13 protein-coding genes and 1 pseudogene are annotated in these 16,435 nt (G+C 69.9%); 9 read left to right on the top strand and 5 right to left on the bottom strand.

The window, feature by feature from the left end; all coding sequences use genetic code 11:
• The first annotated feature begins 39 nt into the window (after window positions 1-39).
• The 4 genes from ACIP2X_RS06945 to ACIP2X_RS06930 all read left to right on the top strand — a co-directional run bounded on the left by ACIP2X_RS06945 (window position 40) and on the right by ACIP2X_RS06930 (window position 5,606).
• Window positions 40-1,050, top strand: a complete 1,011-nt coding sequence (locus tag ACIP2X_RS06945) for a LacI family DNA-binding transcriptional regulator (protein WP_401668465.1) — start codon at window positions 40-42, stop codon at window positions 1,048-1,050.
• A gap of 350 nt (window positions 1,051-1,400) precedes the next feature.
• The gene (locus ACIP2X_RS06940) at window positions 1,401-2,705 is read left to right on the top strand and encodes a glycoside hydrolase family 125 protein (protein WP_401668463.1); all 1,305 of its coding nucleotides are present in this window, start codon (window positions 1,401-1,403) and stop codon (window positions 2,703-2,705) included.
• 254 nt (window positions 2,706-2,959) lie between these two features.
• Window positions 2,960-4,165, top strand: coding sequence for a cysteine desulfurase-like protein (locus ACIP2X_RS06935; RefSeq protein ID WP_401668460.1), 1,206 nt, complete (start codon window positions 2,960-2,962; stop codon window positions 4,163-4,165).
• Between the two features lie 232 nt (window positions 4,166-4,397).
• Window positions 4,398-5,606 (top strand): acyltransferase, encoded by a 1,209-nt coding sequence (locus tag ACIP2X_RS06930; protein ID WP_401668458.1) that lies wholly within the window; start codon window positions 4,398-4,400, stop codon window positions 5,604-5,606.
• A gap of 606 nt (window positions 5,607-6,212) precedes the next feature.
• On the opposite strand, the gene ACIP2X_RS06925 is transcribed toward ACIP2X_RS06930, so the two are convergent.
• Window positions 6,213-7,181 (bottom strand): hypothetical protein, encoded by a 969-nt coding sequence (locus ACIP2X_RS06925; RefSeq protein ID WP_401668926.1) that lies wholly within the window; start codon window positions 7,179-7,181, stop codon window positions 6,213-6,215.
• Window positions 7,182-7,782: 601 nt separating this feature from the next.
• Between ACIP2X_RS06925 and ACIP2X_RS06920 the strand changes: the two genes are divergently transcribed.
• Complete coding sequence (locus ACIP2X_RS06920) at window positions 7,783-8,703, top strand: NADP-dependent oxidoreductase (protein WP_401668456.1); 921 nt, start codon at window positions 7,783-7,785, stop codon at window positions 8,701-8,703.
• 504 nt (window positions 8,704-9,207) lie between these two features.
• Here ACIP2X_RS06920 and ACIP2X_RS06915 read toward each other — a convergent pair.
• On the bottom strand, window positions 9,208-9,849 hold the full coding sequence (locus ACIP2X_RS06915) for a TetR/AcrR family transcriptional regulator (RefSeq protein ID WP_401668453.1): 642 nt from the start codon (window positions 9,847-9,849) through the stop codon (window positions 9,208-9,210).
• 84 nt (window positions 9,850-9,933) lie between these two features.
• Between ACIP2X_RS06915 and ACIP2X_RS06910 the strand changes: the two genes are divergently transcribed.
• Window positions 9,934-10,671, top strand: coding sequence for an SDR family NAD(P)-dependent oxidoreductase (locus tag ACIP2X_RS06910; protein WP_401668451.1), 738 nt, complete (start codon window positions 9,934-9,936; stop codon window positions 10,669-10,671).
• Between the two features lie 276 nt (window positions 10,672-10,947).
• On the opposite strand, the pseudogene ACIP2X_RS06905 reads toward ACIP2X_RS06910, so the two are convergent.
• Window positions 10,948-11,115: pseudogene (locus ACIP2X_RS06905) on the bottom strand (transposase); the annotation flags it as partial.
• Between the two features lie 196 nt (window positions 11,116-11,311).
• Between ACIP2X_RS06905 and ACIP2X_RS06900 the strand changes: the two are divergent.
• The 3 genes from ACIP2X_RS06900 to ACIP2X_RS06890 all read left to right on the top strand — a co-directional run bounded on the left by ACIP2X_RS06900 (window position 11,312) and on the right by ACIP2X_RS06890 (window position 15,064).
• A complete protein-coding gene (locus tag ACIP2X_RS06900) occupies window positions 11,312-12,247 on the top strand; it encodes an SDR family NAD(P)-dependent oxidoreductase (RefSeq protein WP_401668449.1) in 936 nt (311 codons plus the stop codon).
• 108 nt (window positions 12,248-12,355) lie between these two features.
• Entirely contained in the window at window positions 12,356-12,982 is a 627-nt protein-coding gene (locus ACIP2X_RS06895) for a TetR/AcrR family transcriptional regulator (RefSeq protein ID WP_401668446.1), read from the top strand.
• Window positions 12,983-13,519: 537 nt separating this feature from the next.
• Window positions 13,520-15,064: an alpha/beta hydrolase gene (locus tag ACIP2X_RS06890; RefSeq protein ID WP_401668924.1), complete on the top strand. Its 1,545-nt coding sequence runs from the start codon at window positions 13,520-13,522 to the stop codon at window positions 15,062-15,064.
• 10 nt (window positions 15,065-15,074) lie between these two features.
• Here the strand turns inward: ACIP2X_RS06890 and ACIP2X_RS06885 are convergent, their stop codons facing one another.
• Window positions 15,075-15,854 (bottom strand): SDR family NAD(P)-dependent oxidoreductase, encoded by a 780-nt coding sequence (locus ACIP2X_RS06885; protein WP_401668444.1) that lies wholly within the window; start codon window positions 15,852-15,854, stop codon window positions 15,075-15,077.
• 348 nt (window positions 15,855-16,202) lie between these two features.
• A complete protein-coding gene (locus ACIP2X_RS06880; RefSeq protein WP_401668441.1) occupies window positions 16,203-16,385 on the bottom strand; it encodes a hypothetical protein in 183 nt (60 codons plus the stop codon).
• Between the last annotated feature and the right edge of the window lie 50 nt (window positions 16,386-16,435).

Below are 16,435 nucleotides of genomic sequence, written 5' to 3'. Positions count from 1 at the left end.
GAGGCGCCGGAGCAGGCAGGCAGAGGAAGGGGCACGGGCATGACCGCTCGCCGCGGCGGAGGGCCGACCATGCACGACGTCGGCAAGGTCGCGCAGGTCAGTGCCATGACCGTCTCGCGGGTGCTCAAGAACGACCCCGGGGTCTCCGAAGCGACCCGCGAGCGGGTCTTCGCGGCCGTCGACCAACTGGGCTACCGCCGCAACCAGACGGCGCGCAGCCTCCGACTCGGCGGCAGCGGCATGATCGGCCTCGTCGTCACCAACCTCGCCAACCCGTTCTACTCGCGCCTCGCGCTCGGCGTGCAGGAAGTCGCGACGAAGTACGGCTTCCGCATGCTGCTGAGCAACTCCGCGGAACAGGCCGGGCAGGAACCCGAACTTGTCAACGGACTCGTCGATCATCAGGTAGAAGGGCTGATCGTGGTCCCGGCCGGCAGCCGGCAACAGCATCTGGCCGACGCCATGCGGCATGTCCCGGTCGTCCTGGCCGCACGGCCCCCCGCGGGACTGGACACCGACTGCGTCCTGGTGGAGGACTTCCACGGCGCCCGCGAGGCCACCGCCTGTCTCCTGGCCGAGGGCCACACCCGCATCGCCTTCCTCGGCAACCCGCCGGCGCTCTACACCGGTGCCGAGCGGCTGCGTGGCTTCTGGGCCGCGCACGAGGAGATCGGCATCGAGCCGGACAGTGCCCTCATCCGCCAGGGCCTCGTCGACGCCGCGACGGCCGAGCGGGCGACCCTCGACCTCCTCGGGCAGGCCGAGGGCCCCACCGCGTTGTTCTGCACCAACAACCGCATCAGCCAGGGCGCGATCCGGGCCTTGTACAAAGCGGGTACGACGCTCCCGCTCGCCGGTTTCGACGACTTCGACCTGTCCGACGTGCTCGGGCTGCCCCTGACGCTCGTCTCGTACGACGCCGACGAGATCGGCCGTCAGGCGGCCCGGCTGCTGATCGACCGCCTCGAACACGACGACGCTGCACCGCCGGCCTCCCGCCGTGTCACGATCCCCACGCGCATCGTGCGCCACGGCGTGTCCGCCGACTAGGCCCGCGACGGCGTGTCCGCGAGGCGGGCTGCAACAGCGTGTCCGCGGAGGAGGGCTGCGACAGCGTGTCCGGCGGCGACGGCCGCGACGGCGTGAGCGGCTCGCCGGGCTCCTCCTGATCCGATACCACCGATCGCCCGTCGCCCCTCCTCCGGGCCGCCCCGGCGGTCGGCTCCCCCTCGTCCAGTCATCCGGCGCCTCCGCGACGGCACTTCGGTCCGCGCCGAGCGCCGGAATCCACCGCGTCCCGGCGCTTCCCTGATCCTGACCAGCCGTCACCAACGGCCCCCCACCGGCTCCGGCCGAACGGCAGGGGCCCGGCAGACGGCCGACCCACCGAAGGGCTGACCATGCAGTATCCGGCCAGTGTCCAAGACCATCCGACCGTCCAGCAGGCGGTGCGACTCCTCGACGGACTCGGCGACCCACGCTTCGGGCAGACACTCGTGCGCTGCCTCGACGACACCTTGGCCCGCACCATCCGACCGATGCCCGACGGCACCGCCTTCGTCGTGACGGGCGACATCCCCGCCATGTGGCTGCGCGACTCCTCGACGCAGCTGATGCCCTACCTCGCACTCCTGCGAGACGCCCCGGCGCTGCAGGACCTCGTACTCGCCGTGCTGCGCCGTCAGTTCGGGCAGATCGCCCACAACCCGTACGCCAACGCCTTCAACGCCGAGCCCTCCGGGCAGGCGCACGACCCCGAGGACCTGTGCGACGACCCTTGGGTGTGGGAGCAGAAGTACGAAGTCGACTCGCTCGCCTTCCCCCTCCTGCTGGCCCACCGCTTCTGGGCGGCTACAGGACGGACCGACCACCTGGCCGAGGCATTGCGGACGGTGCGCACCGTCATCTCCGTGTGGCGGACGGAGCAGGAGCACGAACGTCTCTCCCCCTACCGCTTCCTGCGCCGCTCCGGCCCCCCGAGTGACACGCTGCCGAACGCGGGGCGAGGGACGCCCGTCGGCCGGACGGGGATGACCTGGAGCGGGTTCAGGCCCAGCGACGACGCGTGCCGCTACGGGTACAACGTGCCCGCGAACCTGTGTGCCGCCGCCGCCCTCGACGGCGCCGCCGAACTGGCACGGCACGTCCACGACACGGACCTCGCCGAGGACGCCGGCCGGCTGGCGGCGGAACTGCGCGAGGCCGTGGCGCGACACGGCACGGTGCACCACGACGAGTTCGGCCTGATCTACGCCTACGAAGTCGACGGCCACGGCAACGCGCTGCTGATGGACGATGCCAACATGCCCGGACTGCTGTCGCTGCCCCTGGTCGCGAACGTCCCCGTCACCGATCCGCTGTACCTCGCGACCCGGCGGTTCGCGCTCTCGCCGGCGAACCCGTCCTTCCACCGCGGAACGGCGGCCGAGGGCGTCGGCAGCCCTCACACGCCCGCGGAGCACATCTGGCCGATCGCCATCGCCGTGCGGGGACTCACCGGCACGGACGAGACGGAACGGATCGGCGCCCTGCGCACACTGATCTCCACCGACGCGGGGACCGGCGCCATGCACGAGTCCTTCCACAAGGACGACCCCCGCCGCTTCACCCGCCCCTGGTTCTCCTGGGCCGACGCCATGTACGCCGAACTGGCCCTGGACATCGTGGGACTCGGCACCCGGCCGCTGTGGGCGTCGACGGGGTGAGCGGTGCTGGCGGCCGACCGGCCTCACCTGTGCGATGTCGTCCCGGGACTTCGAGCGCTCCGGCTGGCGCATCGGCTGCGGGCAAGTACGTACCCGGAGGCAGCGGCCTCGGCGTGGGGCTGTCTCGCCGGTGCACATCAGCCTGCGAAGGGTGCCCCTCTCCCCCACGCTCGCCGTGGAGAGGCGATCTCGCTTCGGCCGGACCGATGAGGTTGACTCGTGCCCAGGCCCGGACCACGACAGGAGCTACGACGTTGACGTACGACATTGCCGCATTGCGCTCCCGCTTCCCCGCGCTCGCCGCCGGGACCGTCCACTTCGACGGGCCCGGGGGCACACAGACGCCGCAGCCCGTCATCGACGCGATCGCGGACGCCCTGTCGCAGCCCCTGTCCAACCGGGGGCAGTACTCCCTGGGAGAGCGCAACGCCGAGACCGTCGTCACGGGGGCGCGCCGGGCCATGGCCGACCTGCTGGGCGCGGACCCGGCGGGGATCGTCTTCGGGCGCAGCGCCACCCAGCTCACCTACGACATCGCCCGCACCCTCGCCGCCTCATGGACGCCCGGCGACGAGATCGTCGTCACCCGCCTCGACCACGACGCCAACATCCGCCCCTGGGTGCAGGCCGCGGAGCGGGCCGGCGCCACCGTGCGCTGGGCCGGGTTCGACCCCGCCTCCGGGGAGTTGACGGCCGACGACATCCGCGCCGTCCTGTCCGACCGCACGCGTCTCGTCGCCGTCACCGCGGCGTCCAACCTGATCGGCACCCGCCCCCCGATCGCCGAGATCTGCCGCCTGGTCCACGAGGCCGGAGCGCTCACCCATGTCGACGGCGTCCACTACACCGCGCACACCCTGGTCGATCTGCCGGCCCTGGGGGCGGACTTCTTCGTCTGCTCGCCGTACAAGTTCCTCGGCCCCCACCATGGCGTCCTGGCCGCCCGGCCCGCACTGCTGGAGACGCTGCGGCCCGACAAGCTGCTGCCCTCCAGCGACGCGGTCCCCGAGCGCTTCGAACTGGGCACTCTGCCCTACGAGTTGCTCGCCGGTACGCATGCCGCCGTGGACTTCCTGGCGGGCCTCGACCCGAACGCGGCGGGCACCCGGCGCGAGCGCCTGTCCGCCTCCTTCGCCGCGCTCGAAGCACACGAACACAGCCTGCGTACCCGACTCGAGAAGGAACTGGCCGCGCTCCCGGGTGTCACCATCCACTCCCGGGCCGCCGACCGCACCCCCACTCTCCTGCTCACCTTCGAGCACCACGACACCGCCGACGCCTACCGTTTCCTCGCCGCCCGCGACATCCACGCGCCCTCCAGCCACTTCTACGCCATCGAGACCTCCCGCCGCCTGGGCCTCGGCGACACCGGCGGCCTGCGCATCGGACTCGCCCCCTACAACAACCTGGAGGACGTCGACCGGTTGCTGGCGGCGCTGGCCGAGTTCCTGGAGCAGTGAACTCGCGCAGCCTGGTGTGGTACACGAGGACGTCCACCTCAGGGATCTGCCGAATGACCGTATCGCTCCCTCCGAGGTGCCGACGTCCGCGGTAACACCGCCGGCGGCCAGCTGCCGAGCGGTCTCTGCTACGCGCTGGGCGTTCCGGCGAGCGGAGTCCGTCGCGGGGGTGGCGCCCTGCGGCCGCCTTTCCAACACTGTTGACGTACAGGCGACCCGGGGGAGGACGGACATGGCGACACGCGCAGAACCGGCGTTGGCACCGCTACCGGAGCGGCGGCCGGAGCTGGACGCGATACGGATGCTGGTCGTGATCGGGCTGGTCTTCTTCCACTCGGCGCTCGTGTTCGCTGCCGACGACGACTTCTACGTCAAGAACGCCGAGACCACCGAAGCCATCATGATCATCGCCGGGTTCGGGGTCGTCTGGGCCATGCCGCTGCTGTTCCTCATCTCCGGCCTCGGTGCCTGGCACTCGCTTCAGCGCCGCGGCGCGGGCGGCTTCGCCGGCGAGCGGCTGCTGCGGCTCGGCGTTCCGCTGGTCTTCGCGACCCTCGTGCTGAACCCGCTGCCGCAGTGGCTGCGGCTGCGCTCTGCCGACGCGGGCTACCACGAGTCGTACCTCGGCTTCCTGCCCCGCTTCTACGACGTGCACCTGGAGCCCGAGGAGTTCCCCTTCCTCGTCCAGGGCGAGCACTTCGAGACCGGCCATCTCTGGTTCGTCGTGCTCCTCCTGGCGTTCTCCCTCATGCTGGTGCCGTTGTACCGGTGGTTGCCGCGCGATCGCGTCCGCCGCATCGGTGACCGGGTGGCGGAGGCGACCCTGCACCGCCGAGGTGTCGTCCTGCTGCCGGCCCTCGCCTTCGCGGCGATCTGTGCCTTCGCACGGCTGGAGGAGGACTACGCGGGCTGGCACCGCTGGTCGTACCTGCTGTTTTTCCTTGCCGGCTTCGCGCTCGCGGGCGACGACCGGTTCCGCACCGTGATGCGGCGCGATGCCGGGACCGCAGGCTGGCTCGGCGGTCTGCTGTTCGCGGCAGCCGGCCCCGGATTCGCCCTGGCCGACGAGCCCTTCACGGAGATGACCACCCTGGCCACCGTCTCGCGGGCGCTGTTCGGTGCGGCCGGATGGTGCCTGGTGGTCGCCATCCCGGGTCTCCTCGACCGTCGGCGGCCGGAGCGACCGCGTGCGGCGCCGAACCCGACCCCGACGACACGCCGGCGCCTCTACGGCTATCTCGCCGCAGCCGTGCTGCCGCTGTACGTCCTGCATCAGCCGATCGTGGTCGCCGTCGCATACTTCGTGATCGGCTGGTCCGCGCCGATCCTGGTTGAATACGCCGTGCTCGTGGTGACGGCCCTCATCCTCACCCTCACCACGTACGAGCTGTTGGTCCGCCGCACGCGGGCGACCCGCTTCCTGTTCGGGATGCGTCCCTAGGGGCGCCTCGAATGTGCCGGTCACAGCCGCTCGTTGACAGCCACTCGTTGACAGCCGCTCCGAGGACGGTCGCCGCGCAACGGCCCGCGGGCTTGTCGTGCCTCGTGGCCAACGCCCGTTGCCTTTGGGGGCGCTTGATGCCACACCGGACCGGGTGCCGAGCCCCGGAGTCCTCCGCGTCGAACTGGGACGGACGGAAGTCGCAGGAGCCGCGTTTCCCTCGGCTGCGGGCCTGGGCGGCCTTGTCCGGGACGGTGCAGCGAATACCACGTCTGCGCAGATGGGCGGGGTTCTTGCGGGAGGCGTACGCCTCGTCGCCGCGCACCCGCATCGACCGGGTGCGCGGTTTGCCGAACCCCGGCGGGGTGTGGGGATCGGAGCACAAGATCGCCGACGCGATGCTGCGCGTCGCAACCTCCTGCACGAGTGAAGGTCAGGCCACCCCGGCTTGCAATCGGACGGGCCTGACGCGATGCCGCGTCCGGTCAGGCCCTCGTCGGCAGCCTGGACGTGGGGCCGTAACAGGAGAGCCGCTGCGGCCGCACCGGGATGATGCCGGGCGGTTCAAGGATCGTGGCAGTCACCGTCCATCGACGGTCACGCGACCTACGAGGCGGGGCGATACGCCGCGGCCGGGCCGATGATGCCGGGCCCGAACTTGTCGCGTACGCGGTCGGTGGCCGCTTCGGCCAGGAGGCGGGCTTCGCGGGCGTGGTCGAGGCTGATCTGCTGGGCGACCTGATCGGCGTTGACCAAGTCCTCGGCCTTGAGGGTGAGTGCGACGAGGCGGCCGCGCTGGAGGGCGGCGGCGTCCATGAGCTGGTAGGCCAGGGTGCGCAGGTCGTCATCGTGGGCGGACGGTTCGGGCAGGCGGCGTGTCTTGTGCCAGGTGCCGCCGCCCGCGAAGCGCAGGGTCAGGGTGAGCCCGCGTGCTGCCTGGCCGCGGCGGCGCAGCAGGATGCCGAGTTGGACGACCTGCTGGAGCAGTGCGGATCGGACGGTGGCGCCGTCGAGGGTGTGCCGGTCGAAGGTATGGCGCACGGTTGCGGAGGCGGGCAGGGCGCGAGGCAGGACGGGGCGGGGGTCGATACCGCGGGCCCGGTCGGCGGCGAGGCGGCCGGCCTTGCCGCCCAGCAGGCGCTGGACCGTTGCCGGCGAAACGGTGGCGAGGAGGGCGACGGTGTGGATGCCGTAATCGTGCAGGACCGTCGCCTGTTGGGGGCCCATGCCGTGCAGTGCCTCGACCGGCAGTGGTCCCAGCCAGTCGGTGACCTGGCCGGGGTCGACGACGAGGACGCCGCCCGGCGTGGGGATCCGCGCGGAGGCGGTGGCCGCGACCGTGATCGAGGGCCCGACCCCCACCCGGACGTCGACGCCGAGGCGGGAGATCGTGCGAACCCGCAGGATTTCCCCCAGGTGCTGGGGGTCGGTGCGGTGGTAGCGCAGGGCGCCCTTCAACTCGATCAGAGCCGCGGTCGGCGGCAAGGCCTGCACGACCGGGGACAGCTCGGCCAGCTGCTCCAGCACCTCCCGGTACGTCTCTTCCGGAAGGTGGTCCGGGCAGCGCACGTGCATCACCGTTGCCACCTCACCAACCGCTGCGTCCACGGTCACCACCTCCTCCTCGCACGATATCGAACAGAAAATCGAACACGCGAATGCGGTCGCTCGGCCCATCGATCCGGCAGCACACAGGACCCCGAAGCCCCCCGCCTTCAGCAGCCGGCCGCAGAGGAGGAGCAGGCAGGCAAAGTGGGCCGCTGCTGCCGGACCGGATCGCCGAGTCCGGCATCGGGGTCGGCCGCCCGCCCGTCCAGGTGCACGCCCGCCATGGCCGCTGCCGCCGCTCAGCCAGCCGGGACGACGCCCGCCGCCTCCTTGCCCGGAACCGAGATCCTGCGGTCACCGTCGGCCCGACGTCCAGCTGCCCATCATCAGATGGCCCACTGGAAGTGGGCGCAAGTGGCCCACATCTTTGAGCCGCTTCGCTCCTAGGGTTCGAGGCGTGACGACAAGGGCGCCCGGCATCCCTCCCTTCTCCGCCGCTGTGTGCTGTGGCGGAGAAGTCGCACGGCGCCGATATTGATCATGGCGGGCGACCTCGTGCGGGACTGATGCCGAGCCCGCCAGGCGCCCTACCCGCTCCCTGAGCGTCCCCTACTCGGAGGAACCCCTCATGCAAGCCATCACCGTCCAAGACCGCAATGCCGGTGTCGACGGCCTGACCCTCTCCGAGCTGTCCCACCCGCACGCCGCCGAGAACGACGTGATCGTGGAGGTCCACGCCGCAGGATTCACCCCGGGCGAGCTGGACTGGCCCGGCACATGGACCGACCGGGCCGGTCGTGACCGAACCCCGAGCGTGCCTGGCCACGAGCTGTCCGGCGTGGTCGCCGAGCTCGGCTACGGGACCACCGGCCTGACCGTCGGGCAACGCGTGTTCGGTGTGACCGACTGGGCCCGTAACGGCTCGCTGGCCCAGTACACGGCGGTCGAGGCCCGCAACCTCGCTCCACTCCCGGCCGACGTCGACCACGTCACGGCCGCAGCGCTGCCGATCTCGGGGCTCACCGCCTGGCAGGCCCTGTTCGACCACGCCCGCCTGACCACCGGCCAGACCGTGCTCATCCACGGCGCCGCAGGCGGGGTCGGCTCCATCGCCGTTCAATTGGCCCACGAGGTCGGTGCCCGGGTGCTCGGCACCGGCCGGGCCGACGACCGCGATACGGCCATCGGTCTGGGCGCGGACGCCTTCATCGACCTTCAGGCCGAAGGACTGGCCGGCGTCGGTGAGGTCGACGTCGTGCTCGACGTGATCGGCGGCGACATCCTCGAACGCTCCACCGCACTGGTCCGCCCCGGCGGGACCCTGGTCACCATCGCAGAGCCGGTCACCGTCCACCCTCACGACGGCCGAGCCGTCTTCTTCGTCGTCGAACCGGATCGGGCCCGTCTGGCCGACCTCGCGCAGAGGCTGCGGGACGGCCGCCTCAAGCCGATCGTCGGTGCCGTCCACCCGCTCGCCGAGGCAGCCTCCGCGTTCACACCGGCCAAGCGCATCACTGGCAAAACGATCATCCGCGTCGCCGAAGACTGAGTCAGAAGGGCAGTACGGGGCGGCGCATCTATCTGTGCGAGCAGTGGATGCGCTCCCCGCCGTAAGGATCGCATCCCGATACGAGCCCGGGGCGGTGCTGCGCAGTCGCTCGACCAGCGCCGCAGTGCGCTCGGGGCACGCTCGTGGGCCGGTCCAGATCGGCCGCACGGGCAGATCGCATGCCGACTCGTGTAGGTCGACGGCGGTCAGAACGACATCCTCGCTGATGGTGCCCGACGCGCAGCGGGCCTGCTGGGCCGGCGTCGCGAGCCGCGCCGCCGAGTCCTGCGCAGGCTCGACAGCGAGTCGACCGACCCGGACCCGGACCCGGACCCGAGACGAGGCTCTCGGCAAGCGCACCGCCCGGCAGGCCGCGACCTCCACGATCCACAGCCCTGGCGCGAGCCTCGCTCGGCGGCCCGCCGCTCGCACAGCATCCCCGGCGATCGCGCTCCGCGCGCCTGGGCACTGTCCGGTGGATCACGTGGCCGTGATGGCGCCGAGTCAGTCCTCGCGGGCCGGACCGCGTCCGGTTGCGACGCCTTTCCGCCCCTCGGGCACGGGCAGGACCGCCAGGGCGGTGTCCGCGATGTTCCGCAGCGTCTCCGGGTCCAGGCCGGCCTTGCCGACCGCCTCGATACCGCGGACCACCGTCAGCAACAGTGCCGCCAACCGCTCCGGATCCGCAGCGCTGTCGATGTCGCCGTGGCGCTGGGCGGCGCTGATCTCCGTCCGCAGCAGGGTCAGCAGTGCCGTCATGGTCTCGGCCGACCGTCCGGCGACCGTCGGATCGTGCTGGGCCAGTTCCGCCGCGCCCTTGGCCAACAGGCACCCTCGGCGCTCGGTGTCGGAGGCCGTGTTCTCCGCCATCAGGTGCACGTATCCCGACAGCCGGGCCAAGGCCTCTGCGTCCGGGCCACCTGCCAGCCGCCCTTCGGCCACCTCGACGACCGCAGTGCACCAGTCGCCGAACACACGGTGGAACAGCTTGCCCTTGTCGCCGAATGCGCCGTACAGGCTGCCCTTGCCCAGGCCGGTCGCCTGGGCGATGTCGTCCATCCGGGTTCCGGCATAGCCGGTCGCCCAGAACTGTTCCCGGGCCCGCTCCAGGACTTGGCGTTCGTCGAATGCGCGTGGTCTCGGCATGCTCTCAGCCTAGCCATTCTTGACTCGATCGTCCATTACTGCCTACGTTATGGACGATCCGTTCCATAACTGAAGGGGTTCGACATGCCAGGCGTGCTTCATGAGAAGGTGGCCGTGATCACCGGAGGGACCAGCGGGATCGGGCTGGCCATCGCCCACCGCTTCGTCCGGGAGGGCGCACGGGTCTTCGTGACCGGCCGGAACGTCGACCGCCTCGAAGCGGCAGTCAAGGAGATGGGCCCTGCGGCCACCGGCGTCCGGTCTGACGTCTCCGCCCTTGCCGACCTGGACGCGCTCTACGCGCGAGTCCGCGAGGAGGCCGGGCACATCGACGTGCTGGTGGCCAACGCGGGAATCGTCGCGGACGCGGCGCTCGGCGCCCACACCGAGGCGAACGTCGACCTGACGCTCGCCGTCAACGTCAAGGGCCCACTGTTCACCGTTCAGAAGGCGCTTCCCCTGCTGGCGGACAACGCCTCCATCCTGGTCGTCGGCTCGAGCAACAGCGTGCGTCCCAATGAACAACTCGAGGTCTACAGCGCCTCGAAGGCGGCGGTGAGCAACCTCGTGCACAACTGGGCCCGGCAGTCGCGGGAGCGCCGATTCCGGGTCAACGTGCTCAGCCCGGGACCCACGCGGACCCCCGGCCTGCTGGGCGCCGCGGGGCCTGACGTCGACCAGTTCGCCGAGTCCGTCGTACCACTGGGGCGGCTGGCCGACGCCGAGGAAATCGCCGAGGCCGCCCTCTTCCTGGCATCGGACGCCTCATCGTTCGTCACCGGCGCCGAACTCTTCGCCGACGGCGGCTACACCCGGGCCTGAACGACGCCCGACGGTGCCATTTCGGCTCCCTCGATGACGTCGGCCGCCACCCCGGCGACGCCGACCTTCCGCTTGAAGCCGATGACAGACCGCCCCTGCCGCCTTCGTGCTGTCGGTTGCCCCGCTGGTTCTTCGGTCCGGGGATCGTCTGCTTGATCTTGCTTCGCCGGTCAGCCTTGCCACTACCGAGGGGGCCGGGCCGGTCCGTGTCGCCCGCCACCCCGGCGGGCGACACGGACACGGTTCATGACCGGGATGGGCAGCGAAGCGTCGCCCGCGCCGGGGCCGCTCGTACACGGTCTTCCCCCGAGCGAAACGCGCAGGCAGGTCCCGCCACGGCATCCCGGTGCGCTGCCGGAACAGCATCCCGTTGATCACCCTGCGACAGCTCTCCCAACGGCCCCCGCGCTGACCCGACTTCGGTAGATGCGGCTTCCGCACCAAGGCCGACCATCACAAGATCCGCCGGACACGGCGTAGCGACGCCTGCGCTTTCAGCAGCGTCGGCATCTCCCCATGCGAGGCATCCATACACCGTGTCTGAACACGATGTATGGTTACTCTCGCTCGACGTCGGGCGGCAGGGATCGTGGTCCGCCGCCCGCTCGGAACCACAGCCCCGTGTGAAGGCAGGACAGTCATGACGCTGACAACAACCCCCTTCGGCAAGCGCGCCACTGCGGCGGAGGTGCTGGACGGAGTCGACCTGAGCGGACGCCGGATGATCGTCACCGGCGGTTCCTCCGGACTCGGTGCCGAAACGGTGCGCGCACTCGCGGGCGCGGGGGCCCAGGTGACCATCGCCACCCGGAACCCCGACGACGCGAAGCCGCTGCTCGCGGAGTTCCCGCAGACACAGGCCGCCGCGCTCGACCTTGCCGACCTGAACTCCGTCCGCGCCTTCTGCTCCGCCTGGAGCGGACCGCTCGACGGCCTCGTCGCCAACGCAGGGGTCATGATGCTCCCGACCCGGCAGACCAACGCACAGGGCTGGGAGATGCAGCTCGCCATCAACTACCTCGGCCACTTCGCACTGGCCGTAGGACTGCGCCCGGCCCTGCAGAGCGCCGAGAACGCGCGCGTGGTCGTGGTCAGCTCCGGTGCCCAGCTGCGGGCAGGGCTCGACTTCGACGACCCGCACTTCGAACGCCGTTCCTACGACCCGTTCGTCGCCTACTCGCAGTCGAAGACCGCCGACGTCCTGCTGGCAGTCGGAATCAGCCGCCGATGGGCCGAGGACGGCATCACCGCCAACGCCTGCGCGCCGGGGTCGATCCACACCAACCTGGCACGTCACATGGACAAGGCCACCCTGATGGCCCTCGGTGCCATGGATGCGGACGGCAACCTCGTCACCCCCGACTACTTCAAGACCCCCGCCCAGGGCGCGGCCACCACGGTGCTACTGGCCGCATCGCCTCTCCTCGACGGCATCAGCGGGCGGTACTTCGAGGACAACCAGGAGTCGGAAGTCGTGGACGGAGGCCCCGACGTCAGGGAGGGTGTGGCGAAGTGGTCCGTGGACCCCGCAGCAGCGGACCGGCTGTGGGACTACGCTCTGCCCGTGGTGCACTGATCCACCGCGCCGCGCAGCGGTTCCGACCTGGAGGGGTGCCTTCGTGGGCCGTACGCCCACGGCACCACGCGGACCGAACGAGCACGAAAGACACCCAGAAGGTTACTGATGAGACCCGTGACCCGACGCCAGGCCGATCATCACGCCAGCCGCTCGGCCGCGACCGCGGCGCAGGTCATGTCCGCCCTCGAGCGGCTCCTCAATTCGCGTGAGGCCTTCTCCGAGATCAGCGTGCAACGCATCCTGGAGGAGGCCGGGGTGTCGCGTGCGACGTTCTACGCTCACTTCCAGAGCAAGTCGGACGTCCTCGTGCGACTCACCAACGACCTGCGGGAGTCGCTGCTCTCGCTGGTCAAGCAATGGGTCCCCGCCGCCGGCCCGGAAGAGCTCGCCCAGCTCTTCGAAGAAGTGATCGGAATTCACCGCGCGCACCACAGTGCGTTGACCGCGGTCCGCGAGGCGGCGGCCTACGACCCCGTGGTGAATGACTTCTACACCGCGGACCTGGAAGGCTTCGACGAGTCGACGCTGCGGCACCTGCTGTCGGAGCAGGCCGCCGGCCTGGCACCGGCCGATCTCGACGCGGTCTCGGCCAGCCGCATCATCGTCTGGGGAGGAGCCCAGGCAATCGCCCACCACATCAGTGTCGACGCCGGCGGCGGCGACGCCGCATTCGCCCGCGAGCTCGCACAGATCTGGTGGCACGGGGCGTACCGCCGCCCCTGCGAACCCTGACGCGTCCGCGCACGGATGCGGCGGGACGTCGCCCCTCGCATCGTCGATCCGCTGAGCCCGTCGTGCCGTCATGACCCCCTCAGGTGGCTACGGACTCGACGACGCGCGTCACGGGGCAACCCTTGGGAAGCAAGTGGTGTGACTCGTCCCGACCTCACAACTCTCTGACATCTTCAAGTCAGTGTCGTAGTGCACCGGGAGCCGGTTGCACCGCTGCACCACATGACGGAGAGATGATGCATCGCACCGGCAGCGCTGGACCGACTCCCGGCGACAACCGTGGCGGCCGACGTTCAATCCGTACGTGGCCTCCTGAAAGGCTGCCAGGAGTGCGACCGGCGGCAGATACTCGGACACGTGTGCACGCCCTCGGCGCCCGGCGGTACACCCCGGTCGTGATGCCGAGGGCCGCTGGTGTACTCGCCCGCTGACGGTGGCGGTGGCCTCCCGCATCCATGTCGGTCGCCTACGCATGACGCGGGTGGAGTGAGATGCAAGGCCCTCAAGCAGCGACGCCACGTGGGTGTCGCGCTGGTGATGGCTCTCACGCTCACAGCCTCGATCGCTGCCGTTCCGGCCGTCACTCCCCCAACACCATGGAACCCTGCGGTCGGAGCGCTTGACGGATTTGTCAGGCAGGATCCGCAGTGGAAACGCTGCGGGGACGAGTTCCCTGCGGATTTCACATGCGCCACGATCGAGGTTCCACTGGACTATCGAGCTCCCGCGGGAAGGCGCATCGACCTCGCCGTGTCTCGATTCAGGAGCGCAGCACCCGCCGAACGGCGCGGCATCTTGCTCTTCAATCCCGGCGGACCAGGGGTGGCAGGGCTTGAAATGCCCTTCAAGATGCGGCGAAAGCTCCCAGAATCCGTGCGGGACAAATACGACCTCATCGGCATGGACCCGAGAGGCGTCGGGCAGAGCAGCCCGATATCCTGCGCACTGAATCACGAGGAGGAGACCTGGCTACGTCCGTACAAGGCTCGGACATTCACCCATGACGTCGCCTGGGCACGCAGAGTCGCACGCAAGTGTGAAGCGAGATCCGGCGACAAAATTCCGCACATCACCACGTCTGATACCGCGCGCGACATGGATCTGCTCCGGGCGATCCTCGGCGAGGAAAAGATCTCATTCGTGGCTCGCTCATACGGCACCTACCTCGGCGCCGTGTACACCCAGTTGTTTCCAGGCCGGGCCGACAGATTCGTGCTGGACAGCGCAGTGGACCCGACGCGTGTCTGGCGCGAGATGATCCGATGGTGGGCGAGGAGTGCCGAACCGGCTTTCGACCGGTGGGCCGTGTGGGTCGCTGAGCGCTCTGAGACATACGGTCTCGGCGGAACCCCGGAAGCGGTGAAACGGACCTTCTGGAACCTGGTGCACATGGCCGACGACGACCCTTTCGAGACAGAGGGACAGCCCACCACCGGCGATGACATCCGCGGCCGCATGCGCACCGAGGCAGTCGACCCCCAGCGCGCCACTGAGATCATCGTCGGGCTCAGGCAGACAGCAGTCGACCGGCGCAGCACTTCGGGCTGGATGGCGGACGGCGCCGACTCCGAGGAGGGCTGGGCACCGTCCTCCGGCATCCTGGGGGCGGAAGTGCCGTCCGACAACGCGACAGCCAGCTTTTGGGCCGTGATGTGCGGCGACAACTCGGCCGCCTGGCCCCATGACCCGGAAAGGTATCAAAATGATGCCGTTCGGGACATGAAGCAATACCCGCTCTACGGTGACTTTGTTTCCAATGTCAAACCGTGTGCCTTCTGGCAGGACTCGAAAGAGCCAGCAATAAAGGTGACCAACAATGTGGGGGCGCTGATCGTCCAGAATGAGTGGGACCCGCAGACCCCGCTGGCCAGCGGCCTGGCTCTACATGCCTACCTCAAGGGCTCGAGTATGGTCACCATACTCGGTGGCGAGGGTCACATCGCCTACCCCAGTGGCGAACAATGTGCTGACGGTGCTGTCACCACATACCTGCTGACCGGCACGCTCCCGCAGAAGGAGCTGACCTGCCGGGCCGGTACGAGTAAGAACCTGAATTCTCAGACTGCCTCCCCGAACACGTGAACACAAAGGGTCAGTGGACGGACAGCCCGCCGTCGACGAAGATCGCTTGCCCGGTGACGAAACCGGAGGCACGGCCGGCCAGGAACACTGCCGCTCCGGCGAAGTCCTCGGCGAGGCCGTTACGTCCGACCATCGTGCGCGCGGCCAGCGCCGCGACCTTCTCCGGGTCGGAGGACAACCGCGCATTGAGGGGGGTCATGACGAACCCAGGCACCAGCGTGTTGCAGGTGACGCCGTGCGGCGACCATGCCTCTGCCTGCGAGCGCGCCAGAGCCTCCAGCGCCCCCTTGGAGACCCCGTAGGCGCCGCTCTGGACGAACGCGCGATGCGCCTGCTGGGAGGTGATGTGGATGATCCGTCCGAAGCCCCGCTCAGCCATGCCTGGCCCGAACCGCTGGCCCAGCAGGTACGGCGCTTCAAGGTTCACCGCCATGGTGGCGTCCCACACGTCCTCACCCAGCTCGCCGAGCGGCGGGCGCAGGTTGATTCCGGCACAGTTGACGAGGATGTCGGGCTCGCCGAAGACCGCGACCGCCTCCTCCGCGGCGGTGCGCACCCCGACGCGGGTACCCAGGTCGGCGCTGACCCAGGCCGCTCGGCACCCGTCAGCCGCCAACTCGTCGACGGTGGCTACCAGTTCCGACTCCCTGCGCGCCACGATCACCACCCGTGCCCCTGCTCGCGCGAGGGCACCGGCAATGGCCCGGCCGATGCCGGAACTGCCGCCCGTCACCACGGCGACCCGTTCGTCCAGCGAGAACAGTTCGGAGAGATAGCTCTGCGATGCCATGTGCGCACCCTAGGCGGTGCGCCCACGGCGACCGCGCCATTCGTGTTGCCGCTTCCGCGTACCACCGGCTTCGATCAAGGCCCGAGGCCGTGGTCGCATCGGGCCGGGGGGCGTCCTGTGGCCGCGGCCGACCAGCAGGCTGGTGTGGATCCGGGTAACGGATGTGCGGATTCACAAGTGCGGCGAGAACCGGTCGACCGGCCGGGCCTCAGCGCATCGCGGCTGTCCTACGCCCTGCGTCCAGTCATTGCACAGGTTTCCAGGACGGTCTCTCCAGAAGTCCCGCGGATGGTCGGGATACGCGGCCATGCGAAGCAGGAGCTCGACGGTGAACGCGGCCAGACAGGCTTACTCGGCGATACGTAAGCAGCGGTGCCACTCGGTGACGAGACCGGAGCAGGTCTCCAGACCTAGCAGCGCCGGCCGGACATGAGTTCGCTGCATGACGACCCGGCGCTGCGGAGCGTAGGGGTGCGCTCTGCGCCACGGTGCCTGCCGCGCGTAGGGCACGGCTGACTGATGGATCGACATGTATGCCTTCATCGCAGCTCGTTGCCGCTCCGGGCACAACCTCGGGCCTC

Source organism: Streptomyces sp. NPDC089424 (assembly GCF_044749345.1).
GTDB lineage: Bacteria > Actinomycetota > Actinomycetes > Streptomycetales > Streptomycetaceae > Streptomyces.
The sequence above is the reverse complement of the archived record's forward strand: the minus strand, read 5'-3'. Positions and strand labels throughout refer to the sequence as shown.

Coding starts and splice junctions, on each gene's coding strand:
- ACIP2X_RS06945 (WP_401668465.1), top strand. CDS start 40: ATGACCGCTCGCCGCGGCGGAGGGCCGACCATGCACGACGTCGGCAAG.
- ACIP2X_RS06940 (WP_401668463.1), top strand. CDS start 1,401: ATGCAGTATCCGGCCAGTGTCCAAGACCATCCGACCGTCCAGCAGGCG.
- ACIP2X_RS06930 (WP_401668458.1), top strand. CDS start 4,398: ATGGCGACACGCGCAGAACCGGCGTTGGCACCGCTACCGGAGCGGCGG.
- ACIP2X_RS06925 (WP_401668926.1), bottom strand. CDS start 7,181: ATGCACGTGCGCTGCCCGGACCACCTTCCGGAAGAGACGTACCGGGAG.
- ACIP2X_RS06920 (WP_401668456.1), top strand. CDS start 7,783: ATGCAAGCCATCACCGTCCAAGACCGCAATGCCGGTGTCGACGGCCTG.
- ACIP2X_RS06915 (WP_401668453.1), bottom strand. CDS start 9,849: ATGCCGAGACCACGCGCATTCGACGAACGCCAAGTCCTGGAGCGGGCC.
- ACIP2X_RS06910 (WP_401668451.1), top strand. CDS start 9,934: ATGCCAGGCGTGCTTCATGAGAAGGTGGCCGTGATCACCGGAGGGACC.
- ACIP2X_RS06900 (WP_401668449.1), top strand. CDS start 11,312: ATGACGCTGACAACAACCCCCTTCGGCAAGCGCGCCACTGCGGCGGAG.
- ACIP2X_RS06895 (WP_401668446.1), top strand. CDS start 12,356: ATGAGACCCGTGACCCGACGCCAGGCCGATCATCACGCCAGCCGCTCG.
- ACIP2X_RS06890 (WP_401668924.1), top strand. CDS start 13,520: ATGGCTCTCACGCTCACAGCCTCGATCGCTGCCGTTCCGGCCGTCACT.
- ACIP2X_RS06885 (WP_401668444.1), bottom strand. CDS start 15,854: ATGGCATCGCAGAGCTATCTCTCCGAACTGTTCTCGCTGGACGAACGG.
- ACIP2X_RS06880 (WP_401668441.1), bottom strand. CDS start 16,385: ATGTCGATCCATCAGTCAGCCGTGCCCTACGCGCGGCAGGCACCGTGG.